Annotated in this window: 15 protein-coding genes; 8 read left to right on the forward strand and 7 right to left on the reverse strand. The window is 69.0% G+C overall.

The window, feature by feature from the left end; genetic code table 11:
• Positions 1-34 precede the first annotated feature (34 nt).
• The 6 genes from GTZ93_RS36085 (at position 35) to GTZ93_RS36110 (ending at position 10,006) form a co-directional block, all read left to right on the forward strand.
• The gene (locus tag GTZ93_RS36085; RefSeq protein WP_139916943.1) at positions 35-655 is read left to right on the forward strand and encodes a TetR/AcrR family transcriptional regulator; all 621 of its coding nucleotides are present in this window, start codon (positions 35-37) and stop codon (positions 653-655) included.
• A gap of 1 nt (position 656) precedes the next feature.
• A complete protein-coding gene (locus GTZ93_RS36090) occupies positions 657-2,288 on the forward strand; it encodes a DHA2 family efflux MFS transporter permease subunit (RefSeq protein ID WP_139916941.1) in 1,632 nt (543 codons plus the stop codon).
• 3 nt (positions 2,289-2,291) lie between these two features.
• Positions 2,292-3,524, forward strand: a complete 1,233-nt coding sequence (locus GTZ93_RS36095) for an HlyD family secretion protein (protein ID WP_139916939.1) — start codon at positions 2,292-2,294, stop codon at positions 3,522-3,524.
• 229 nt (positions 3,525-3,753) lie between these two features.
• Complete coding sequence (locus tag GTZ93_RS36100) at positions 3,754-5,763, forward strand: LodA/GoxA family CTQ-dependent oxidase (RefSeq protein ID WP_139916938.1); 2,010 nt, start codon at positions 3,754-3,756, stop codon at positions 5,761-5,763.
• Complete coding sequence (locus tag GTZ93_RS36105; RefSeq protein WP_139916936.1) at positions 5,760-6,932, forward strand: tryptophan 7-halogenase; 1,173 nt, start codon at positions 5,760-5,762, stop codon at positions 6,930-6,932. The genes GTZ93_RS36100 and GTZ93_RS36105 overlap by 4 nt, the downstream gene beginning before the upstream one ends.
• On the forward strand, positions 6,929-10,006 hold the full coding sequence (locus tag GTZ93_RS36110; protein WP_139916934.1) for a hypothetical protein: 3,078 nt from the start codon (positions 6,929-6,931) through the stop codon (positions 10,004-10,006). The genes GTZ93_RS36105 and GTZ93_RS36110 overlap by 4 nt, the downstream gene beginning before the upstream one ends.
• Positions 10,007-10,086: 80 nt before the next feature.
• On the opposite strand, the gene GTZ93_RS36115 is transcribed toward GTZ93_RS36110, so the two are convergent.
• The 3 genes from GTZ93_RS36115 to GTZ93_RS36125 all read right to left on the reverse strand — a co-directional run bounded on the left by GTZ93_RS36115 (position 10,087) and on the right by GTZ93_RS36125 (position 13,096).
• A complete protein-coding gene (locus GTZ93_RS36115; protein WP_139916932.1) occupies positions 10,087-11,124 on the reverse strand; it encodes a hypothetical protein in 1,038 nt (345 codons plus the stop codon).
• A gap of 197 nt (positions 11,125-11,321) precedes the next feature.
• Positions 11,322-11,804, reverse strand: coding sequence for a GNAT family N-acetyltransferase (locus GTZ93_RS36120; protein WP_139916930.1), 483 nt, complete (start codon positions 11,802-11,804; stop codon positions 11,322-11,324).
• A 5-nt stretch (positions 11,805-11,809) separates the two neighbouring features.
• The gene (locus GTZ93_RS36125) at positions 11,810-13,096 is read right to left on the reverse strand and encodes an MFS transporter (protein ID WP_139916928.1); all 1,287 of its coding nucleotides are present in this window, start codon (positions 13,094-13,096) and stop codon (positions 11,810-11,812) included.
• A gap of 193 nt (positions 13,097-13,289) precedes the next feature.
• Here GTZ93_RS36125 and GTZ93_RS36130 point away from each other — a divergent pair, with 193 nt between their 5' ends.
• Entirely contained in the window at positions 13,290-14,858 is a 1,569-nt protein-coding gene (locus tag GTZ93_RS36130; protein WP_139916926.1) for a glucan 1,4-alpha-maltotetraohydrolase domain-containing protein, read from the forward strand.
• Between the two features lie 245 nt (positions 14,859-15,103).
• On the opposite strand, the gene GTZ93_RS36135 is transcribed toward GTZ93_RS36130, so the two are convergent.
• The gene (locus GTZ93_RS36135) at positions 15,104-16,945 is read right to left on the reverse strand and encodes a leucine-rich repeat domain-containing protein (RefSeq protein ID WP_315967410.1); all 1,842 of its coding nucleotides are present in this window, start codon (positions 16,943-16,945) and stop codon (positions 15,104-15,106) included.
• Between the two features lie 609 nt (positions 16,946-17,554).
• Between GTZ93_RS36135 and GTZ93_RS36140 the strand changes: the two genes are divergently transcribed.
• Complete coding sequence (locus GTZ93_RS36140) at positions 17,555-18,550, forward strand: hypothetical protein (protein ID WP_139923047.1); 996 nt, start codon at positions 17,555-17,557, stop codon at positions 18,548-18,550.
• 96 nt (positions 18,551-18,646) lie between these two features.
• Here GTZ93_RS36140 and GTZ93_RS36145 read toward each other — a convergent pair whose 3' ends face one another.
• The 3 genes from GTZ93_RS36145 to GTZ93_RS36155 are packed head-to-tail and all read right to left on the reverse strand — an operon-like array spanning position 18,647 to position 24,481.
• Positions 18,647-21,805, reverse strand: coding sequence for an efflux RND transporter permease subunit (locus GTZ93_RS36145; protein ID WP_139923046.1), 3,159 nt, complete (start codon positions 21,803-21,805; stop codon positions 18,647-18,649).
• 28 nt (positions 21,806-21,833) lie between these two features.
• Positions 21,834-23,021, reverse strand: a complete 1,188-nt coding sequence (locus GTZ93_RS36150) for an efflux RND transporter periplasmic adaptor subunit (protein WP_139923044.1) — start codon at positions 23,019-23,021, stop codon at positions 21,834-21,836.
• A gap of 26 nt (positions 23,022-23,047) precedes the next feature.
• The gene (locus tag GTZ93_RS36155; RefSeq protein WP_161663266.1) at positions 23,048-24,481 is read right to left on the reverse strand and encodes a TolC family protein; all 1,434 of its coding nucleotides are present in this window, start codon (positions 24,479-24,481) and stop codon (positions 23,048-23,050) included.
• Positions 24,482-24,542 lie beyond the last annotated feature (61 nt).

Raw genomic sequence — 24,542 nt, forward strand, 5'->3', positions numbered from 1 at the left:
CCGGCGGGGGGAAGGTTAAATCTCCCTTCAGAGAATGAATCGAGATTCAAAATCTGAGGCGCCCGTCAAAAGGCTGCGCTCTCGTCTGAAGGAAGCCACCGCTGACGCCATCCTGTTGGCGGCCGCGGCGGTGTTCGCTCGGGACGGCCTGCACGCGGCGAAGATGGAGTCCATCGCCGAGCAGGCAGGCGTGTCGGTGGGGACGCTCTACAACCACTTCACCGACCGCGCGGCCCTGCTGGACGCGCTGCGCGCGAAGCGCCGCCAGATGATGCTGGACCGGCTGGACGCGGCCCTGGCTCCCGTGGCGGAGCGGCCCGCTCGCGAACAGCTGCGCGCCTTCGTGACGGCGCTGTTCGCCCATGCGGCGGAGCGCGACGCGTTCGTGCGGGTGCTGGTGCAGCTGCCGGAGGACCCGGCGCGCAAGAGCCGCATCCTGGCGGAGCTCAGCAAGCGCGTGTCGGTCATCCTCGACCGGGGCATCCATGCCGGGGAGGTCCGCGCGGAAGGGCGCGCGTTCTACCCGAATCTCCTGATGGGAATGGTGCGCGGCGCATTGGACCGCCTGCGCGAGGACGACGCCGCGAACCCTCCGGCAGCCGCCTGGGCGGAGGAGATTCTCCGCGTCTTCTTGAAGGGCATCGAGGTCGACTGACATGGCGACAGCCGTCGCAACACCGGAGGTCCTGGCGCCGGCAACGCCCAAGGCCCCCGTCAACAAGTGGCTCGTCACGCTGTCGGTGACGTTCGGCACGCTGATGGGCGCCATCGACTCGTCCATCGTGAGCGTGGCGCTGCCTCAAATCCGCGGCGCTGTCGGCGCCACGGTGCAGGAGATCACCTGGGCCACCACCGGCTTCGTCATCGCCACGGTGATGGTGATGCCGCTCACGGGCTTCCTGGGCCGCATGTTCGGCCAGAAGCGCGTGTACCTGGCGTGCTTGGTGCTCTTCGTGGCGGGGTCGTTCCTGTGCGGCTTCGCGTGGAACCTGCCCACGTTGGTGCTCTTCCGCTTCCTCCAGGGTCTAGGGGCAGGCGCGCTTCAACCCACCGAGCAGGCCATCCTCCGGCAGACGTTCCCGCCGAAGGAGCAGGGCACCGCGATGGCCATCTTCGGCATGGCCGTGATGGTGGGCCCCGCCATTGGTCCCACGCTGGGCGGCTACATCGTGGACAACTGGCACTGGTCCTGGATCTTCTTCATCAACGTGCCGGTGGGCATCCTGGGCTTCTTCATGGTGGCCCGCTTCGTCCAGGAGGACGAACAGCTGCGCGCCACCGCGCGCCAGGAGGCCGAGAAGCAGCGCAAGCACATGGACTGGTCCGGCATCACGCTGCTCTGCATGGGCCTGGCCTCGCTCCAGTACTTCCTGGAGGAGGGGCAGGCGGATGACTGGTTCGAGTCCCCCATCATCATCATCTGCGCGCTCCTCTCCGCCACGTGCCTCATCGCCTTCGTCATCCGCGAGCTGACCGCGGAGGCGCCCGCGGTGAACCTGCGGCTGTTCAAGGACCCGGTGTTCGCGTCCGGCACGCTCCTGGGCGCGCTGGTGTTCGCGGTGCTCATGGCCAGCATGTTCCTGCTGCCGGTGTTCATGCAGGAGCTCCTGGGCTTCACCGCGACGCAGTCCGGCCTCTCGCTGATGCCTCGCACGCTGGTGATGATGGTGATGATGCCCATCGTCGGGCGGCTGTACGGCAAGGTGCCGGCGCGGGTGTTGGTGGGCATAGGCATCGTGTTCGCGGGCTTCGGCGCGTTCGAGATGAGCCACTTCTCGCTCTCCACCGGCTCCAGCAACATCATCGCGGCCATCGCGCTGCAGGGCGTGGGCTTCAGCATGATGTTCGTGCCGCTCAGCGCCACGGCGCTCGGCAGCATCCCGCGCGAGCGGATGGCGGACGCGACGGGACTCAACTCCCTCTTGCGCCAGATTGGCGGGTCCGTGGGCCTGGCCATCTTCACCACGCTCCTGTCGCGCTACACCGTGTTGTCCAAGGCCTCCATCGCGGCGCACCTGAACCCGGAGCGGTGGGAGGTCGCCAGCCGCATGGCCGCCACGCAGAAGGGGCTCATGCAGCACGGCCTGGACGCCGCGAGCGCCAGCATGGCCAGCCTCCAGATGATGGTGGGCAACGTGTCACGGCAGGCCATGGTGCTCGCGTTCGACAAGCTCTTTGTCTTGGCGTCGCTGATGTTCGTGGTGGTGCTGCCGCTCATCTATTTCCTCAAGGACCCCCCGAGCGTCGGGGGCTCCCACGAGAAACCGCACATCGACGTGGAGATTTAAGACATGGCAACGACAACGACTGCTCCCCAACTCGTCCCCGAAGCGGCGCCCGCGCCCGCCTCCGCGGCGCAGGCGAAGCGCGGCAAGAGGGGCTTCCTCATCCTCGGTGGCGTCGTGGCGGCCATCGTGCTGGCCATTGGCGGCTTCAAGATCGTCACGGCCGGGCAGGAGACCACCGACGACGCGCAGGTGGAGGCGGACGTGGTGCCCCTGGCCGCGCGCGTGTCCGGCCCCGTGGTGAAGGTGGCCGTGCTGGACAACGCCACCGTGCACCAGGGCGACGTGCTCCTTCAAATCGACCCGCGTCCGTATGAGGCGCGCGTGAAGCAGGCGGAGGCCGAGCTGGAGTCCGCGCGCGCCCAGGCCGTCGCGGCGGACGCGCAGGCCACGGTGGCGGAGGCCGGCGCGAAGGGTGGCCTCTCCAGCGCGAAGGCGCTCGTGTCCACGAGCACGTCCGCGGTGAGCGGCGCCCAGGCGCAGGTGGCGGCGGCCCGCGCGGCGCTGACTCGCGCGGAGGCGCAGGCCCGCAAGGCCACGCTGGACCTGGATAGGACCCAGAGCCTGCGTCAGCAGAACGTGGTGGCGCAGAGCGCGCTGGATGACGCGCAGACGGCCAACGAGACGGCGCAGGCCGCGCTCGAAGGCGCCCGCGCGCAGCTCGCCCTGGCGGAGGAGGGCCGGCGCACCGCGGAGAGCAAGGTGGCGGAGGCCAGGGGCCAGCTCGACGTGAGCGCCCCCATCGACGAGAAGATCGCCGCCGCCCAGGCCAGCGCGTCGCTGGCGCACGCGCGGGTGAAGGGCGCGGAGGCCGCGCTCGACCAGGCGAAGCTCCAGCTGGAGGACACGCGCGTCGTCGCCCCGGCGGACGGCCAGGTGTCCAAGCTGTCCGTGCACGCGGGCCAGCTGCTCACCCCCGGCCAGGCCGTGGCGGAGCTGGTGCCCACGACGACCTACGTGGTGGCGAACTTCAAGGAGACGCAGGTGGGTCACATGCAGCCCGGTCAGCGCGTGGAGGTGGAGCTGGACGCCTTCTCCGGTGAGAAGCTGGAGGGCAAGGTGGAGAGCCTCTCTGGAGGCACCGGCTCCCGCTTCTCCCTGCTGCCGCCCGACAACGCGTCCGGCAACTTCGTCAAGGTGGTGCAGCGCGTACCCGTGCGCATCTCCTGGGTGCACCCGCCGCAAGGCCTGGCCCTGCGCGCCGGCCTCTCCGCTGACGTGACGGTGCACACGAAGTAGGCCCCAGCCCGAAGCCCCACACCCCAGCGCCGCGCCCCGCACAGGGACGCGGCGCTTCTTTTTGGAGCTGACACGTCATGGCCAATCCTTGACGCGTCAATGGCCACGTCCGCCACTGCCGGGACATGGCCCCCGTCTGTAGAATGTGCAGTATTTCTGGAATTTCTGCGCTTCCCTTGAGGGGAGTGTCTTTTGCATCAGCTCCTTCCCCACCGCGAGGAGCAAAGGCATGAGCACGACCTACAAGATTCACCCGGCCATCGGCGTGGCCCGCGTCGGAGACAGCGAGGACTACTACCTCGGTCCCGAGGAGGCAGGAGGACTGCCGCTGGAGGTGGCGGGCGGCAGCGTGACCCGGTTTCGCGATGCCAGCATGGCGGTGCGCAGACAGGCGGCGCGCTTTCAAATCCACGCCTACGACTCGCCCGGCTCCAACGGGCGCAGGGTCCAGCCGGGTGAGGGCGGAATCAAAGACATCCGCTGGACGGTCCACCTGGCCAACAAGAAGTCCGCCTGGTACGAGTTCCGGCAGCAACAGGGTGCGGACGGCACCTACGCCGTCGACCACCCGCTGCGAAATCCTCGCACCGTGGGGAATGACCGCAACGCGCTCATCCTCGACGCGGGGCCGCGCACCGTCACCTGCCTGGGCAGCGCGGGCGGTCCCACCACCGTGCAGTGTGAGCTGCTCCCCGCGTCGGCCCGCCCTTCGCGACTCCTCCCCGAAGGCAGCGACATCACCACCCTGGGAAAGCTCGTCACGGATGCCCGGGGCTATCTCCACGCGGTAGGCGGCTACGGCAAGTCCGGCGTGTCGGTTCGCTATGACATCACGAGTGGCCTGCTGGAGGCCTGGGCGCGGTACCACACGCTGGAGAAGGTGAGCGGCCTTAGCGGGAAGGCGCAGGCCATCCTCATGGCGCTGAAGAGCATCGCGGACATTGGCTACGACACCCAGGCGGCGTTCGATGCCGCCGTCGCCTCCGTCCTCACGGCCCCCAGCCTGGGGCTCACGTCCGATCAGGTGACCCAGGCGCAGGGGTTCATCGACACGAACGCCTACCCCCAGCCCCGGCTGGACACGTACGCCAACAACACCTTCTGGTGGGATGACATCTCGGACGGGCCCGTCACCGCGACGCTGGTCATGGATGACAACTCGGAGCATGAGGTGGAGTTCCCCGCGTGGGTCGTGGTGGGGCCCCCCGGGTACGCGCCACAAATCCTCAACGTCATCACGCTCTACGACACGCTCTTCGACACCTTCGTCACCCAGCGGGGGCTCGTCCCCGGGCTCTACCAGGGTGGGCAGTTCCAGCAGGACTACACGCCCAACTTCCAGGCCGACCTTCTTCCCATCCTCAGCCGCCCCGCCGCCTACCAGTGGGTCGCTGACGTGGGCCCGCAGGGCAATGGCAGACACGACGCCATCCAGGGCGGTAACCTGGGCCCCCGCTTCCTTCAGCGAATCCGGAACCCCGACGACGTCAACGTGCCGACGCCGGACCTCATGCCGAAGATGGCGGGCGACAACCCCATCTCCGACACCATCCCCCGGAAGTTCCTGAGCCTCACGCGGACCCAGTACTTCCTCCTCCAGCAATACAGTGCCGGCAAGGTCGACCACTCGCCCCCCAAGTCCCCCGCGTCGGAGGGAGCGCGGTTGGACCGCGCCGTGCTGGAGAACTGCGTGGGCGGCGCGTTCTGCCCGGGCATCGAGATGACGTGGATTGCCCGGGACGCGAACTTCTTCCAGGACGACCCGGCCGCGGGCTTCCGCTTCAAGCACCGCGACAGGACCGAGGGCCAGCCGCTCCAGTGGAGCATCAATCCGCACGACGGGCTGGGCCTGGAGCCGGGGGATGCCAGCAAATACATGGCGCTGCCATGGCAGGCCGACTTCAACGAGTGCTCCAACCAGACCGTCCAGGGGACGTCGCTCTGGTGGTGGCCCGCCCAACGGCCCTACTTCGTGAGCTACCTGGGAGACGACCAGCAGTGGCACCAGGACTATTGGACGCGTCCGACGGACATCAACTTCGACAAGGACGAGGACATGGTCTTCCACTGGAAGGAATTGGGCTTCGTCCTCAAGCGGTCGGATGCCCCCGCCCCCCAGCAGGGCCCTGAGGCCGCGCCAGGACTGCCGCCCGCGCCCACGTTCATCGAGGTGGAGCGGACGTACGCGCCCGCCACGGGCCAAGAGGAACCGGCCCTCGCCAAGGTGGCCAACTCGTGAGCGAGGACTCCTGCGACGTGGCCGTCATTGGCGGCGGCCCCGCGGGCGCGGCCATGGCCGTGGCCTTGAGGAGGAAGGCGCCGTCGCTCTCCGTCACCCTGGTCGAGCGGACCACCTATGACGCCCCCCGGCTGGGGGAAACCCTGCCGCCGGACGTCCGCCTGTCGCTGTCACGGCTCGGCGTCTGGGAAAGCTTCCTGCGCGATGGACACCTTGCCTCCCGCGGCACGGCGTCATGCTGGGGCAGGGCGGAGCCGGGCTTCAATGACACGATGATGTCCCCCTGGGGTTCCGCCTGGCACCTGGACCGGACGCGCTTCGACGAACGGCTGAGCGTCGAAGCCGCCCGGCAAGGCGCTCGGGTGCTGCGGGCGACGACCCTGGTGGACTCGGAATCCCTGGGGCGCCACGGCTATCGGCTCCGCCTGTCCCATGGGGGAGCAGACCCCAGCACGCTGCGGGCACGCTTCGTCGTGGACGCCACGGGAGGCAAGGCCACCTTCGCCTCGGCACGCGGCGCGCGGCGGCTCGTGAGCGACCGCTGCTTCGCCGTGTATGGCGCCTTCCAGCTTCAGGGCGGCGCGGCCTTCCCCACCCACGCGCTGGTGGAGTCCTGCCCGGAGGGCTGGTGGTACTCGGCGTTGCTGCCAAGGGGGCGGGTCGTCGTCGCGCTCGTCGGCGATGGCGACTCCTTGCGTGGCTTGCGCTGGGCCACGCCCGAGCCCTGGATGAACCTGCTGAAGCAGGCGCCGGTGACCTGGGCGCGGCTGGACGCTTGTGACTTCGCCGGCGAGGCGCTCATCGCGGTGCCCGTGCTCGTCGGACAGTTGGACCGGCCACGGGGGGAACAGTGGCTCGCCGTGGGCGACGCGGCGTGCACCTATGATCCGCTGTCCTCCCAGGGCATCACCAAGGCGTTGGACTCCGCGCTCCTGGCCGCCGACGCGCTGGAGCGCTGTCTGAGCGGCGACGCGGACGCGCTCCAGGCCTACGAGTCCACGCTGAACGCGCGGTTCCAGGACCATCAACGCACACGCGGCGTCTACTACCGCCAGGAACAGCGGTGGCCCCAGGCCGCCTTCTGGATGAACCGGTGGGAGGCGCTGCCCGCTCCCGCCGCGTCCCCAGCGCAGTTCCGCCGCTCCCATTCCACCGAGGTGAACCCATGAAGACGAGATATGCGCGTCATGTGATTGTCGCGGCGGGCGTAGGGCTCGCCATCGCGGCCGCGGTGGTCGTGCGGAGCGGGGCGCCCAAGCCAGCCGTCCTGGCCACGAGCGGCAGCGGAGGGGATGGCCTCGTCCCTCCGCCCTATCCCGTGTTCCCGCGAGGCAATGCCCTGCTCACGCCCCTCGCCGAGTCCAGCGACGAGGCCCAGGCATTCCTGAAGTTCTACTCGACGCAGCTGGGTGTTCAGCTGCCCAGGATCCAGAGCGCTGACCTCGTCAAACTGCCGCCCCGGAACCTGGACATCGCGCACAACGGACTGAACCTTGGCAGCCAGGACTTCAACTCCTCGCTGGTGTGCCAGTCCTGCCATGACTCGGATTGGAAGGCCCAGGGCAGCGACCTGCCGGAGATGGCGTTCTGGCAGCAGCCCACGGTCAACAGCCTCTGGCCGAGCGGTGGCGCGGGCCCCATGAACCTGTCCGCCAACTGGTCCCCCTTCGGAGACTGGAGCGCCTCCATCAAGGCCCTGGCGGGCCGGGACCCTGTCTTCCTCGCGCAGGTGGAGACGACCCGTTCGCTGTCTCCTCACCAGCCCTACCAGGTGGACCAGCTCTGTCTGCGATGCCATTCCCCCCTGGCGGAGCGCCAGGCCCTGGCCAACAACGCCCCGTTCGACCACTTCACCCTCTACGCGACGCCAGAGGGCGCGCCCTACAAGAACCCGTTCCCCTCGGCCTCCTCGGCGGGTTCGCAATACGCGACCTACGGCGCGCTGGCCCGGGACGGACTCTCCTGCGCCGTCTGTCATTCCATGGCGCCGAAGGAGGGCCAGCCCTGGGATGGCGCCGACTACGGCTTCTTCTATGGCTCCGACGGAGACCTCTTCGGCGCGGGCGTCTCGGACCGGCTGGTCAGCGCGGAGGAGAAGAAGACGCAAACGCCGCCGTCCTTCCCCTTCACCTCGTCCATGAACCTGCACCCCGGCGCCATCCTCGGGCCTGACTTCGGCCTCAACGCGAAGCCCATGGCCGCTGCGGGGGTGAGCCTGGAGACCGCGGCGCACGTGGACGGACACAGCTACCTGCGCGACTCCATGGTCTGCGGCGCCTGCCACGTCGTCATCCTCCCCAAGGTCCCCACCAACTACAGGCCTGGCATGCGCATCTCCGACGCGAGCGAAGGCTACGAGCGCCCCGCGAGCTGCGACGCCAGCCAGACGACCTTCGACGCCAACGGCAACTTCACGAAGGACCCCTGTGTCGCGCTCGCCTATGAGCAGACCACCTACTTCGAGTGGCTCAACAGCGGCTACCCCGACTCCAAGACGACGTGTCAGGGCTGCCACATGCCGCTCACCTCGCCGTCATCCCCCCACGACAACCGCGTGTACGTGGCGCAGTACAACGACGACCTGGACCCCTTCTACCAGGGCAGTCCGCCCCCGGTGGCGCGCGAATACAACCGGCACACGTTGCTGGGCATCAACCTGTTCGTTCACGAGATGTTCCAGCAGTTCCCGGACGTGCTCGGGCTGGACTTCTACCTGTCGCAGGACTCACGCATCCCGCCCTACCTCCAATCCCCAGACATCCTGAACCGCACGCCCAACCTCGTCCCCAACCCGGGCGCGGAGGATGGCAACACGAAGGGCTGGAGCGAGCAAAGCGCCATCGCCGCCGTCCAGAAGGTCACGGGCGACCACGGCCGCTCCATCCACCCGAGCCACGGCCGCTACTTCTTCCAGCTCAACCCGGGCAGCGCGACGCTGAGCATCGACCTCAGCCGATACCAGGACGCCCTCCAGAAGGGAGGCGGCAAGACGACCCTCCTCTGGGGCGCCACCGCCTGGTGCGACCAGCTCTCCTGCGGTGAGCTCGTCGTGCGCACCTTCAACGCGCAAGGAGTCGCGGCGTCCACGACACCTCCGCTCGCGGTCGACCCGGGACAGTCGAGGTGGCAGGCGCGTCAGGCGACCATGGCCGTGGGCGCGGACACCCGGCGGCTGGAGCTGAACTTCACCGGCCGGAGTGGCGAAGTGCTCCTCTTGGATGACCTCTTCCTCGCCCTGCGCTTCCCGGATGGCACCGTCGCACCGCTGACGGATGCCAGACGCAACTACGTGGTCGCGCAGAACCTGCTCAACGCCGAGCAGTCCATCCTGGACCTCGCGTACAGCACGGCCCAGGGCTCCTACAATCCGCGGCTCCCCGCCGTGCAGGTTTCCCTGGGGAACATGTCCACGGACAACGGCATGCTGAGCGTCCCCGTCACCCTCAGCAACAACGCGGGCCACAAGTTCCCCAGCGGCGCGGGCTTCCGCCGGGCGTTCATCCAGTTCGAGGTCCTGGACGCGTCCGGCAAGGCGCTCTGGGCGTCGGGACAACCCAACGCGCAAGGCGCCATCTGCAATGGCCCCTGCAATGCCAATGGCGACAACATCCTCACCAGCGAGTTCTCGTCAGACCCCGGCCAGCTCCAGCCGCACTTCCAGACCCTCCAGCGGCAGGACCAGGTCCAAATCTACGAGGTCCGCGTCATGGACGACGTCAAGAAGGTCACCAGCCTGGAGCTCCAGCAGTTCAAGGACTTGAAGGACAACCGGATCCTCCCCGCGGGCTGGAAGCCGCCGAGCCTGCGCAAGTCCGGCGAGCTTCAGCTGGGGCTGGACCTCTACCAGCTGGCTCAAATCACCATGCCCTTGAGCGCGGTCCAGGGAACCCAGCCCGCCATTGAGAGCGACCCGGACTACCCCAACGACAGCCATCCCCAGGAGGCCGAGGGCGAAGACACGCTGGTGTACCAGGTTCCCCTGGCGGAGATTCCTTCGTGGGCCTCCATCCGGGTCCGGCTGAACTACCAGAGCATTCCTCCGGGCTATCTCGGCGCGCGGTTCAAGGACGCGCTCCAGGGAAACCAGCAGCCGGGGCCTGCCATGAGCCGGCTCATCTACATGAGCAGCCACCTCAACACGAAGACGTCCCTGCAGAGCCAGACCTATGGCGCCGCCCAGCCCACGGAGGTCATGAACAACTGGTCCATGGTCCTGGGGGAAGCCCGCGTGACGAAGCGCTGAAGCACCGCGGCTCCAACGAAAAACGGCCACCGGCTCAAGAGCCGGTGGCCGCTTTCATTTCTCAAGGCGTGCCGCGCCGCTCAGCGGAAGACGGTGGTGTGGGAGCCGAGCACGATGCCGCGCTTGCCCGCCAGCGCCTTGCTCCGCTCGGGAGACATCCCCAGCTGCTCCGGCGTGAAGAGCCGGCCGTAGAGCCGGTGGTCATCAGAGACGAACGGGAGGACCCGGACCGTGATGGACATCCCCGGAAGCGGGGCGAGGTTGTTGGACCAGTACGAATAGTCAATGGTCGTCTTGTAGTCAGCCGGCACGAGGCAGTCGATTCCGGTGTGCCAGTTGCGGTTGCCACTCTGGTCCGGAAGCGTCTCGGGCACCGTCGTCTTCCCCAGGCTGATGAGAGGCGAAGGCCCCGGAGTGCCCGCCGAGAAGGCGACGCTCGCCCCCGCGGGCACGTTCACGCACTTGATGTCGAAGGTCACCATCGCCGAGGAGGTGCCCTGATCGAAGTTGATGCCCTTGGTGGTGTAGTCCGGCTTGTTGGCATCCACGATGGTGACGTTCCGCCAGCCGAACCCCGGGTTGTCCAGGATGAACTCCGTCAGCTGGTCCATGTTACCCACGGCCGCGGTGGGAACAGCGTTCGGGTGCGCCGTGGTGGAGACCCGGGAGATGAGGCAGTAGTGGTCCGGGGTGGGGGCCCTCCAGACGAACGGGTTGTCCGTCACGGCAATCTTGCCGCTGTCGGCCTTGATGATGTTCTTGTTCCCGTTGTCGACGTTCTTGTCGCTGGTCTGCAACTCATTGTCCGCCCACAGGTAGGGGTACAAGAGCAGACTCGCCGGCACGGCATACAGCGACACGCTTCCGGACTGGGCTGCTCCCGCCAGGTTCTTGGCGCGCAGGTAGATGTAGTTGTCGCCGCTCTCAGTCAGGTTCTGCCCCACATCCGAGCTGTAGTTCCCGGCGAAGAACTCCGCCGGATTGAGCGTGGGGGTGAGGCCCTGGGGAATGATGTCCGGCGATTGATAGGCAATGGTGTTCGTCGGCTCGTTCCCGAAGTTGCGCTCACCGGTGTCACCGGTGTTCACACGGAAGAACAAATCATTGTACTGGGTCATGGGTGTCCGCCTTGGGTTGGGTGACGTTCCCCGTGAGGCGTGCCTCGCAGGGGTGCGGCCCTGCAAATGCAGACTGAATGCCAGGGATGTTCGAGTCCCAACCGGCTGGAACCATTCGGGCGGCCGGCGAAGGGGTGGGCCTTCCCCATGACCCTGACGTGGCAGGCCCAGGGGCTGACGTGTCAGCCCGCCTGCCGTCAGAGCGTGACGGCCATCTCCACGTCCGCGCGCGAGTATCCCGTCTCCCGGGCAATCTCCGGGCCCTCGCGCGTGGTGACGAAGCCATGCTTGCGGTACAGGCCCAGCGCGGGCCCCAGCGCGCTGTTCGTCACCAGCACCATCCGCTTCGCGCCACGCTGCCGGGCCGTGACCAGCGCGGCCCGCATCAGCGCGTCGCCCAGGTCGCGGCCCCTCGCCTCCGGGGCCACCGCCATCTTGCACAGCTCGAACGTGTCCGCGTCCTCACGCCTGAGCGCGCACGTGCCCATCACCTGTCCGTCCACGAGCGCGAAGAACACCTCGCCCCCCGGCGCCACGAACATCCCGTGGGGATCCGCGAACGAGGCCTCATCCGAGCCCTCGATGCGGAAGTCCTTCTCAATCCATTGCCGGTTGAGCCGCGCGAAGTGCTCGCGCAGCTCCGGCCGGTAGGGGACGACCTCGACGGATGCAGGGGCCATGGCACTCACGCGGTGGCGGCCACCGCGGCGGGCTTCTTGCGCAGGAAGAGCACGAAGATGAGCGCCACGATGCTGATGCCCACCAGGGTAATCAGCCCGTCCGCCGCGATGGTGGCGCGCGTGCCGATGCCGCGGAACTCCGACGCGTGCCCGTCCAGCGCCGTCGTGTAGCTGATGGCGAAGTTGGAGGCCGCGACGAAGAGCGAGTACTTCGTCGTCACCGCCGCGCCGTCGTTCACCATCTCCAGCACCATGCCGGCGAAGGCCGCGAAGCCCGCGCCGTTCGCGAAGCTGTACGCGAGCGAACCCCAGATGTACGTGTCCGTCGTCATGGGCCCCGCCGCCATGGCGAACGCGCACATCGCGGTGGCCCCGCCCATCAGCGCGTACGCGAGCTTGCGGTTCATCCGGTCCGACAGCCAGCCGCCCATCAGTGAACCCACCGCGCCGGTGACGGCCATTCCCGGCCCGTTCACCATCTCCACCGTGTGCTCCGGCACCTGGTACGCGCCCGCCATCGCGCTGAAGAGGTTGCTGAGCGCGCCGCAGCTCACCGGCGCCAGGCAGAGCACCAGCATGATGAGCCCGTCACGGCTGAAGGCCGTCTTCACCAGGTCCATCACGATGCTCTTCACCCGGTCCACCGCCGCCTTGAGCAACGGCCCCGTGGGCACGGTGGAGGGGTCATGCCGCTCGGTGATCCAGAAGATGCCCGCGCCGCTCGCCAGCACCAGCGTGGCCAGCACGATGCCCGCCACCTGCCGGGAGAACTGGGTCGCCAGGAAGATGGCCAGCGCGCCCATCATCGCGGTGGAGCCCACGTTGCCCGCCATCTGCCAGCCGCCCGTGCGCCCCTTGTCGGACGGCTTGGACGTCGTGGCCATCAGCCCGTTGAGCGCCGCGTGCGCCGTCGTCGCCGCGGCCTGCAACGCCGTGAGCAGCAGCGTGAAGACGCCCAGGTGCCGCGCGGGCTCCGGGAACATCGCGCACGCCAGGAGCAACAGCGCGGTGAGCAGCGTGCTCACGCCGTACCAGACGCGGCGCCACGGCCCCAGGTCGATGAGCGGCACCCACAACAGCTTCCACGCGTGCGGTGAGAACGCCGTGCCGGACAGCACGCCAATCTCCGCCAGCGGCATCCCGTCCTTCGCGAGCCAGTACGGCACCGCCGTCTGCAGGTAGCCCACCGCGGCGCCGAACTGCACCTCCAAGAGGCCGAACAGCGGGGGCCAGGCCCAGCGCGGTTCCTCGGCGGAAGCGGTGGCCGGAAGGGCAGTCTCTTGTTCAATCAAGGGCGACACCTACAGGGGAGGACAGGGGAGGGTGGGATTCTAGACACCTCCTGCGTCCTGCACAGCCCAACGCACTGCGCCGTCTCCTCGGAAGCACGGGGTGGGAGGGTGCCCTTCAACGGGGAGTCCTGGTCCGTGCCGGAAGGCAGGACTAGCTTGCCCGCGCTTCCCCCCACAACCCCGAGGTCCCCCGATGACGTTGAAGACCCGACTGCTGGTCGTCTCCACGGCTGGCCTGTTCGCCGCCGCGCCCGCCGTGGCCAAGCCGCTGGATGGCGCCAGCACCGATGTGATGATCCAGGGCTTCCACTGGAACTCCGCCAGCGCGGGCGGGTGGTGGAACACGGTGAAGAACAACGCGGCCGCGGTGAAGGCCGCGGGCTTCACGATGATCTGGCTGCCGCCGCCCTCGGACGCGGCGTCCACGCAGGGCTACCTGCCCCGGCAGCTCAACGTGCTCAACTCCAGCTACGGCACGGAGGCGGAGCTCACCCAGGCGCTGGCCGCGCTCAACGCGCAGGGCGTCAAGCCCATCGCGGACATCGTGGTGAACCACCGCGTGGGCACCGCCAACTGGGCGGACTTCACCAACCCCACCTGGAGCGGCTGCAGCGCGGTGGCCGCGGGTGACGAGTGGCCGAGCGCCTGCGGCAACGCGGACAGCGGCGAGGGCTACGCCGCGGCGCGCGACCTGGACCACTCGCAGGCGAACGTGCGCGCGGACCTGAAGACGTGGATGGGCACCCGGCTGAAGGGCGTGGGCTTCGCGGGCTGGCGGTTCGACTTCGTGAAGGGCTTCGCGGGCAGCTACGTGAAGGAGTACGTCACCGCGACCGACCCGTGGTTCTGCGTGGGTGAGTTCTGGCCGACGAACTACTTCGACGCGAACAACCCCAACAACTGGAAGCAGCAGATCACCAACTGGGTGGACGCGACCACGGGCTCCTGCGCCGCGTTCGACTTCGCCACCAAGGGCCTGCTCAACGACGCGCTCACCAACAACAACTACACGCGCCTGAAGGCGTCCGACGGCAAGCCCGCGGGCGGCATCGGCTGGTGGGCCAGCCGCCACGTCACCTTCGTGGACAACCACGACACCGGCCCCAGCGAGACGTGCGGCAACGGGCAGAACCACTGGCCGGTGCCCTGCACCAAGGTGATGACGGGCTACGCCTACGTGCTCACCCACCCGGGCATCCCCACCGTCTACTGGGGGCACTACTTCAACTGGGGCCTGGGCAGCTCCATCAAGACGCTGATGGACATCCGCAAGAACGCGGGCCTCACGTCTGAATCCACCGTCAGCATCCAGCGCGCGGAGAGCGGCCTGTACGCGGCCATCATCGGCGGCAAGGTGGCGGTGAAGCTGGGCACCGGCTCCTGGACCCCCGGCACCGGCTGGACGCAGGCCGCCACTGGCACGGACTACACCGTGTGGACCACCAACACGCCGCCGCCCACCGGCACCACCGCCAACGTGGAGTTCGTGTGCAACAACGGCACGACCGTGATGGGCCAGAACGTCTACGTCACCGGCAGCGTCGCGGAGCTCGACACCTGGAGCCCCACCACCACCAAGATTCTCAGCCCCACCGCGTACCCCACCTGGCGCGGCACCTACGCGCTGCCCGCGAACACCACCGTGCAGTGGAAGTGCCTCAAGCGCGACGGCAGCGGCAACGTCGTCTGGCAGGGCGGTGGCAACAACACCGTCACCACCCCGGCCGCCGGCGGCAGCATCACCGCCACCGCCAGCTTCTAGGACGCACCCCTCCAAGCCTCTTCGGCATCGGCTCCCTGGGGGGAGGAAGCCGGGCTGGCTGGCGAGCAGGTAAATGCGCTGCAAGGGGCTGCTCCAGCGGCACGCCCTGGCCCCTGCGCGGACGGTAGCCCCTTGGCCACTCTTGGCCTGGGGGTCTACCGTCATGGCCCGGGTGGTGCTGGAGCGTGCCTGTGACGCGGCGTGGAGGGTGCGGGCTGAAGCGCGTTGATCAGCCTGCACTCATCTCAGGGGGAGGACATCAGCCGGACGCCATGCTCGCGCACCAGCGTGGCCCTCGCGGCCTCGGAGACAGCCGTCTCGCGCAGGTCGAGCTCACGAAGGAGGGGAAGATGATGGAGCGCGGGCATGCCGGCGTCCGTGACCTTCGTGCGCAGCAGGTACAACGTGAGCAGGGAGCCCGGGAGGTGAACGAGCGCCTCGTCCCCTAGGCGGGTGCCGGCGAGGCTCAACCAGGAGAGCTTCTCGAAGCCCGCGAGCATCCGCGCCCCGTTGTCGTCCAGCCAGGTGCCTCCCAGGTCGAGCTTGACGAGGTGGGGGAGCTTCTGGAGCGGTACCAGCCCCGAGCCGCTGATGGGGTTCCCCGAGACCTGGAGTGACTCCAGCTCCCGCAACTCGGAGAGCTGGCCAAGCCCCAGGTCCGTGAGGAGCGTGCGGATGGCGCGGAGCGACTGCAGCCGGGAAAAGGTCCGAAGGGTGGCCACCCACCCGTCGTTGAAGTCGGTCCGGCTCAGATCCAGGTGCCGCAGGACCATGCGCGAGCCGAGCTGCTTCAATGCCTCGGGGCCGATGCGCGTGGCACTGAGGTCGAGCCGGGAGAGCCGCTCCAGGGGCTCCAGCGACGCGAGCGACGCGTCCGCCAACGCGAGACCCGAGAGCCCGAGGCTCTCGAGCTCCTGGTGGCTGGCCAGCGCAGGGAGGCCGCTCCCGGTGACGGCCGTGCGCGACAGCTCCAGGTCGCGCAGGTGGTGGAGGCCCTGCAGGTGGCGCAGCGCCGCGTTCCCGATCAGGGTGTCGTCGAGATGGAGAACCTCCAGCCGTGTGAGCCCGGCAAGGTGACGAACCCCTGGGCCGCGGATGCGTGTCTTGCTGAGCACCAGCACCCGGAGCACCGGCAACCGCGCCAGGTGGACGAGCCCCGCATCCGTCACCCCGGTGCTTCCCAGGTGGAGCGCGTCCAGCATGCGCAGCCCTCCAATGTGTGCCAGGCCTGAGTCCGAGACGGCCGTCCGCGCCAGCCCCAGCGAGCTCAAGGCCGGCATTCTCCTCAGGGCGCCGAGGCCGGCATTCGTGACGTGGGTGCCGCTCAAGACGAGTGTGCGCAAGCGGTCCCCGGGCAGGGACGCAAGGACCGTGTCATCGACCGTGGTGTCCGAGAGATCCAGCCACTCCAGCTCCGTCTGTGCCGCGAGCAGGCCGAGCCCCCGCGGGCTCACCGACGTGCCGCTGAGCGAGAGCCGGCGCAGCGTCGTCAGCGAGGCGAGGAGAACCAGCCCCCGGTCGGACACCGCCGTGGCATCCAGCCGCAGGATGGCCAGGTGTGGCATTCCCTGGAGAGAGGCGAGCCCCGCATCGGTTACCCGTGTGCCGTCGAGGTGCAGGGCCTTCAACCGTGCCGCGTTCCTCAGGGCGGCCAGGTGCTCGTCGCCGAACGCGGTATCGGAGAGATGGAGCGATACGACCGAGGAGCCCTCGACGAGGAGCGCGAGCAGGGCTGGGGCGGGGAGGCCTTGCTCCCCGAAGGAGAGACCGGGGACGCGGTATTCGCGCAGCACGGCGGCCAGCGCCTGGGCCTCGGCCGGTGTGCTCACGGGCTCCAGGGGCTCGGCGTACCAGTCTCCGTCGGGAAGCGGCTGGGGGGCGGCACCACCCGCCGGCAGCAGGCCCCACGGGGAGGACGTCCCGTCCGGCAGGATCCGGTACGCCTGGAGGGAGGGACGTGGGGGGGCCACGACCACGGGATCCGGAGGCGCGGTCGGGCGGGGTGGGGGGATGGGGGCGGGCAGGGAGGCGCAGCCCACCGCGAGCAGCAGTCCCGCCAGTCGCAGCCAACTCCAGCGGCCATTCACCAGTCGCTCCGTGACGCTGACATTCCCCTCTCTCTCGGCCAGGGCCCGGGCCAACTCCTCGCGATGGGCTCGTTCCCGGGCACGCTCCAGGACGAACTCGAGAGAGGGGGGGCTTTCTATTGTCATGTTCGAAGCCATCGTGGAGCGCTTCCTTGCCCAGAGTCCACAGGCTTTCGCTGCACGCGACTTCGCGAGCATTGCGGTGGAATGAAGGCCGCCCTCCCAGAGGAGGTCTGGCGTCCCATGAAAGGCAGACATCGAAGCGGCTGGCCCGGACGCGGGTGGACAGGGCAAGGCACGGAGGCCCCGTGATGCTCCTCAAGCATCCTCGCAGGCCGAAGCCTCGGAAGAAGAAAGGCCATGCACCCGGGAGCGAGGTGCGCCGGCAGGTCGCGACGTCACGTGTCCTCGCCGCCGGCACCATCGACTACGTCAAGCAAGATGTTTAGAGGGGTGGCTCCAAGACGCCAAGGCAGGCGCCCCTCTCGCACGTTTCACCAAGGGCGCCTGTGTTTCATCTGTTGCTTGAGTTCCAGGCTCCAAACTGTCACAGGGAGGCGTTTCACTCCCAGGGCGGGTCCCCCCGCCCTCCTTGAGAAGGTGGACGCGATGAAGCGTGGAACGGCAGTGCGAAGCGCGGTGCTGGGCATGTCCGCGGTGGGCCTGATGGGCGCCTGTGGCGGTCAGCCGGAGCAGACCCCGGCCCCCGAGGGCGGCGACACGGTGACGACGGCGACGCAGTCGCTGGTGCCGGCCCCTCCCGCTCCGTTCGACAGCTACCTGTACATCGCGGGCACCCTGCCCGTGGGCGGCGCGGTGTCGTCGAACACCGGCACGTCCGCGAACTATGAGGGCTTCAAGCTCAACGTCGCGGCGAACACGCAGGTGGCGCTGGAAGTCACCCACCTGGGCACCGGCATGGGCGTGGACACCGGCCTGTACGTGTACGGCCCGAAGACGCAGTACGGCTACGGCTACTGGCCGCTCTACGGGGACGACGACTCCGGCTACGGCGAGCTGAGCAAGATTCCGCTCGCGACCTTCAATCAGGCGGGCGAGTACCTGGTGGTGGTGGGCTGGAGCAACGGCCTGGCCAAGCAGTACCGCCTCCAGGCCTCCTGCGTGGGTGGCGCGTGCGTGGCGAACCCCTCTCCGGCGCCGGCCAATGCCCCGGTGACGCTGGCGGCGTTCCCGCTCGATGGGACCCTCAACGCGGTGCTCGGCGGGGCCAACGCGTACCGCGAGGACATGTACTCCTTCCTGGACCGGTATGACTTCGCGTGGCCGTACTCGACGCACGCGACGCTGGACGCGGCGGCGGCGGCGGTGCTCGCGCGCAGCGAGTACAAGGGCTACCGCAACGACCCGAACCCGGGCACGTACACCTACGCGGCGTTCCTGCCGCGGATGTACCTGCAGTTCCAGCCGCTGCACCAGGCCATCCTGGACACCTACGGCGAGAGCGCCGCGAACGCGCAGGTGAAGAGCTACTTCCGCGAGTTCAGCACCGGCCCCAACGGCGACAACTGGCGCACGCTCAACATCATCCTGCTGCCCGAGTCCCGCCACGTCATTGTGTACGAGCAGACCGCCCACGAAATCTGACGCGCGACGAGCAGCCCCGAAAACACCACCGCCCTCCTCTTCGCGTACCGGAAGGGGAGGGCGGTCTGTTTTTCAGCGCTGCACTGCCAGGTCAGCTCACGGCGCGTGCGCCGGGGCGGGCTCGTGCGAAGTGGGCGTCTCCTCCTCACCGCTGGACCGCTTCGCGTCCCCACGCACCTTCTGCATGAGGATGTAGAGGCCGGGGATGAAGATGAGGTTGACGATGGTGGACACCAGCATGCCGCCGAACACCGCGGTGCCCAGCGAGTTGCGCGCCGCCGCGCCCGCGCCGGACGCCGTCATCAGCGGCACCACGCCCAGGAGGAACGCGATGGACGTCATGAGGATGGGGCGCAGGCGGACTTCCGCGGCCGTCACCACCGCCTCCAGCGCGCTCTTGCCCTGCTCTCGCAGTTGCTCCGCGAACTCCACGATGAGGATGGCGTTCTTGGACGCGAGGCCCACGAGCATCACCAGACCCACCTGGCAGAACACGTCGTTGGCGTAGCCGCGCGCCACCTGCAATCCCAGCGCGCCCATGATGGCCAGCGGCACGGACAGGATGATGACGAACGGGAGGCTGAAGGACTCGTACTGCGCCGCCAGCACCAGGAACACGAAGAGGATGCCCAGGCCGAAGATGATCATCGTCTGCCCGCCGGACTCCTTCTGCTCCAGGCTGATGCCCGTCCACTCGGAGGACATGCCCTGGGGCAGCGCCGCCTGGGCCACCTGCTCCATGGCCTCCAGCGCCTGGCCGGACGACACGCCGGGCGCGCCCTGGCCGTTGATCTCCACGGAGCGGAACAGGTTGTAGTGCTTGATGACCTGCGCGGAGACGATGGGCGTCACCTTCACCAGCGACTCCAGCGGAATCATGTCGCCCGCGTCCGTGCGTGCGTAGAAGGAGCCGATGTCCTGGGGGCTGTCGCGGAACTGCTGCTCGGCCTGGACGTACACGCGGTAGGTGCGGCTGGCGTAGTTGAAGTCGTTGACGTACTGGCTGCCCATGTAGAGCTGCATCACGCCGAAGATCTGCTCAATCGGCACGCCCAGCGCCTTGGCCTTCTGGCGGTCCACCTCCACGTCCAGGATGGGCGTGTTGGCGTTGAAGGGGGTGAAGACGCCGCGCAGGCGGCCCTCCTCGTTGCCCTTCTGCACCATCTCCTGCGTGGCGTTGGCCAGGTCCTCCAGCGAGTGGTTGCCGGCGACGTCCTCCACGATGAACTGGAAGCCGCCGACGCTGCCCACGCCGCGGATGGCGGGGGGCTGGAAGGGGATGACGCGCGCGCTGCCAATCTTGCCCAGCGGCCCGCGCAGCCGCTCCACCAGCGCGGCCACGGACTGGTCCTTGCCCGTGCGCTCCTCCCACGGCTTCAAGGCCGTGAAGACGGTGGCGTAGTTGGAACCGTTGCCACTGGGGGAGAAGCCACCGATGGCGAACATCACGCTCACCTCCGGCTGGGCCTTGAGCACCGCCTCCACCTCCTGGAGCACCTTCTCCGTCTGGCTGAGGGCCATGCCCTCCGGCCCCTGCACGGAGATGATGACGTAGCCCTGGTCCTCATCCGGGATGAAGCCCGTGGGCGCGGAGCGGAACAGCATCACCGTCAGGCCGATGCAGGCGAGGAACGCCACCAGCACGATGAGCGGGTGCACCAGCAGCTTGCGCAGCCCCTTGCCGTACATGTCGCGCGTCCAGTCCAGCACCTGATCCACCTTGCGGAAGAACACCCACTTGGGGCCGTGGTGGTGCTTGAGCAGCCGCGCGGACAGGGCGGGCGTGAGCGTCAGCGCGCAGAAGGTGGACAGGGCCACCGACGCGGCGATGGTGAGCGCGAACTGTCGGTAGATGGAGCCCGTGGTGCCCGGGAAGAGGGCCACCGGGATGAACACCGCCACCAGCACCACGGAGATGGCCACCACCGCGCCGGCCACCTCCTTCATGCCTTCGCGCGCCGCCTGGAACGGGCTGAGCCCGCGCTCCGCCATCAGGCGCTCGATGTTCTCGATGACCACGATGGCGTCGTCCACCACGAGGCCCGTGGCCAATGTGAGGCCGAAGAGGGTCAGCGTGTTGATGGAGAAGCCCATCAGGTAGACGAACGCGAACGTGCCGACGAGTGACACCGGCAGGGTGAGCGCGGTGATGAGAACGCTGCGCCACCCGTGCAGGAACAGGAAGATGACCAGGATGACGAGCGCGATGGCTTCAATGAGGGTGTGGATCACCTCGTTGACGGAGGCGCGCACCGCGAGCGTGGTGTCCGTGCCCACGCGGTACTCCAGGCCCGGCGGGAAGGACTGCGACAGGCGGTCCAGCTCCTTGATGACGCCGTCGCGCACGTCCAGCGCGTTGGCGGTGGGCAGCTGGAAGATGGCCAGGCCCACGCCGGTGCGGCCGTTGAAGCGCAGGAGGGTGCTGTAGTTCTCCGCGCCCAGCTCCACGCGGCCCACGTCCTTCACCGTGACGGCCTTGCCGTCGTTGTTGCGCATGAGCACGATGTCGCCGAACTCCTCCGGCTCCACCAGGCGGCCCCGGGCGCGCACTGCAATCTGGTACGGCTGCTCGTCGCTGGACGGCGGCTGGCCCACCTGGCCCGCGGCCACCTGGAGGTTTTGCTCCTGGAGCGCGCGCACCACGTCCTGCGGCGTCATGTTCCGGCGCGCCAGCTCGGACGGATCCAACCACAGGCGCATGGAGAACTTGCGCTCACCGAAGATGCGCACCTCGCCCACGCCGCGCACGCGCTTGATGGCGTCCTTGAGGTTCACGTCCGCGTAGTTGGAGAGGAACTTCGCGTCGTAGCGGTTGTCCGGGGAGGACAGGCCCACCGTCAGCAGCATCTGGCTGGAGGCCTTGTTCACCACGATGCCCGTCTGGTTCACCTGCGCGGGCAGGCGGGCCGCGGCGCGGCTCACGCGGTTCTGCACGTCCACCGCCGCCACCTCGATGTTGCGCGTGGGGGCGAAGGTGACGGTGATGGTGCTGGTGCCGTCGTTGCTGCTGGTGGAGGTGATGTAGCGCATGTCCTCCACGCCGTTGAGCTCCTGCTCCAACGGGATGGTGACGGCGGACTCCACCACCTCGGCGCTGGCGCCGACGTAGGTGCTGGTGACGGTGACCTGCGGCGGCGCCAGGTCCGGGTACTGCGCGATGGGCAGCGTCGGGATGGCGATGACGCCCACCAGCGTCAGGATGATGGAGCAGACGATGGCGAAGACAGGCCTGCGGATGAAGAAGTCGACGAACACGGTGTGGCGCCTCTCTTGAATTCGCCTGCTAGCGGCTGCCGCCGGTGGTGCCGCCGCCACCGGACGCGGAGCGGGGCAGCTGGGCGTTGGTGGGGGTCTCGTCGGCCCTCACGGTGCCCGTCGGCTGGGGGGATGCGTCGTTGTTCACGGAGACCTGCTTGGGGATGACGGGCATGCCGTCGCGCAGCATGTGCAGCGACGACACCGCGACGAGGTCGCCCTGCTTCAGGCCGCCCTCCACCACGTAGGACATGTCGCCCAGCTGCCCCAGCGCCACCGGGCGGCGCTCCACCAGCGTCTTGCCGTCCTTCTTCTCCACCACCATGGCGAAGGGCTGGCCGCTCTGGCGCACCACCGCGAGCGCCGGAATCTGGAGCGCGTCCCGCGTGGAGTACACCAGCCGCGCCCGCAAAAGCTCACTGGGGCGCAGGCCCACCGTGTTGCGGAAGGCGGCCTTCACCTCCACCAGCTGCGTGCGAGGGTCCGTCTGCGGCGCCACGTAGAAGACGGTGCTGGAGAGGATGACCCTGCCTTGCTGATCCAACAGCTCCAGCTGCGTGTCCGGCTTGAGCGACCGCGCGCGGAACGACGGCACCGACACGCTGACCTCCAGCGCGTCCGCCTGGGCCACCGTCGTGAGCGTCGTGGTGGCGCTCACGAAGTCACCCACGCGCACCAGCACGTCGCCCATGGTGCCCGCGAACGGCGCGCGCACCACGTGGAACTGCAGCTGCACCTGGCGCTGGGCCACGTTCGCGCCCGCCGCGCGCGCCGCGGCCTCCGACGCCTTCACCGCCGCCTGGGCGCGCTCCAACTCCTGCACGCTGGCCAGGCCCTCGCGGTTGAGGGACTCCGTACGCGCCAGGGTGCGCTTCGCCAGCTCCAGCTCCACCGCGGAGGAGCTCTGCTGGGCCTGCGCGCTGTCCAGCGCCGCGGTCTCCTGGCGCGCGTCCACCTCAATCAGCGGCGTGCCGGCCCCCACCTTCTGGCCGGGCTTCACCAGGATCTTCCGGATGTAGCCGTTCACCTGCGGCAGCACCGTCACGCTCTGCCGCGACAGGAGCGAACCCAGGTACTCGCCGGTGTCCCGCACCTCGTGCGGCGACAGCGCCACCACCTGCACCTCGCGCGGCGGCGGAGCGGCCTTCGCCTCCGGCTTGCCCGAGCACCCGGCCGCGCCAGCCACCAGCGCCGCGCCCAACACCGTCTTCGTCATCAGCGCCTTCAGGGGGCGTACCCTCGTCACCAGTCGCACCGGGCCTCCGTCAGGAACGCGTCCAGGCGGGCCTGGACGAGCTCGAATTCCCTCAAAACCAACGCGAGCTGCGCCTGGCGGAGGGCGGCTCCGCTCTGCACCAGCTCCAAGCTGCCACCTCGTCCCACCTCGAAGGCCCGGCGCGTGAGCCGGTCCGTCCGGTCCGCCAGCTCCACGGACTCGGCAGCGGTCTTCAACAGCGCCTCGGCCACTTCCACTCCACGCCGCGCGCGAGAAACCTCCACACCCACGTTGCGGCGGTTGGCCTCCAGCGACTGGGCGGCCTGTTCTTCAATGCCTGCGCGCTCACGCACGAGCCCTTCGCGCTGACCGCCCTCCCACAGGGGCATGGACAGCACCGCGGACACGTTCCAGGTGCCGAAGCGGCCAAAGCCGGGGTCGGTGGTGAAACCCACCAGCGTGCTGCTCAGTCCCAGGGTGGGCAGGTAACCGGCGGAAGCCTGGCGCCGGCTCTCCCGGGCCGCGTCCACGTTGGCCCGCTGGGCCACCAGGTCCGGCCGGTTGGCCAGGTCCTGCAGGGGGGCGCAGTCCTGGCGCGTCTGCTCCACCAGCCCGCCCAGGTTGAACTCCGGGTTGACGCCCACGCCGTGGTCCTCGCCCAGGGACAGGCCCAGCGACTCACGCGTCCGGCGCAGCTGCTCGTCCCCGGCCACCAGCGCCTGCCGGGCCACCGCCACGTCCTGGCTCACCCGCACCACGTCCAGCTGGGTGCCGGCGCCCAGCTCGAACGAGCGCTGGGTGATGGCCTGGCGCTCCAGCGCCTGACGCAGGCCCACGCGGTTGACCTCCGCGGCGCGCTCGGCGGCCACCGTGGCCACCAGCACCTGCGCCAGCCCCTGGGTGAGGCGGCGCTGCACGTCCTGGAGGCTGGCCACGGACGCGGACTCGGAGGCCTTCGCGGACGACAGGCCCCGCCATGCGCCTACATCGATGATGGACTGGGTGAGGGACGCGGACACCGTGCCCAGGGGCGCGCTGGGACCCGCCACCCCGGTGCCGGTGTTGGAGCCGCCCACGAAGCCGCCGCCCGCGGCGGAGGGCACGTCCGGGTGGAGCACATCCACGCCCACGCCCGCGGTGGCCCGCGCGTTGGGCAGCAGAAGGCCCAGGGACTGACGCCACCGGCCCTGCGCGCGCGACACGCCGGCTTCCGCGTTGCGCAGGTCCGTGGAGCGCTGGCGCACCCGGGTGAGGGCGTCATCCCACGTCTTCACCTGCTCCGGCGCGGCCGGGACGGGTGTGAGCATGGGGTCGTCCACCTTCGGCTGGAAGGGGACGGGGGCCGGCGCGGACGCGGCGGCGCTGGCGTCAGGTGTGGGCTGCTGGGGGGCGGGAGACGCGGACGGCGCCTGTTGCGCGGCGGCGAGGAGGAGGACGAGGAGGGCGCTGGGGGTGGCCATACTCTGGAGCGGCGGGTCTTTCCGGCAGGAGCGAGTGGTGGTACCCACCCCGGGTTCCCTG

It is taken from the genome of Corallococcus exiguus (assembly GCF_009909105.1).
Lineage (GTDB): Bacteria > Myxococcota > Myxococcia > Myxococcales > Myxococcaceae > Corallococcus > Corallococcus exiguus.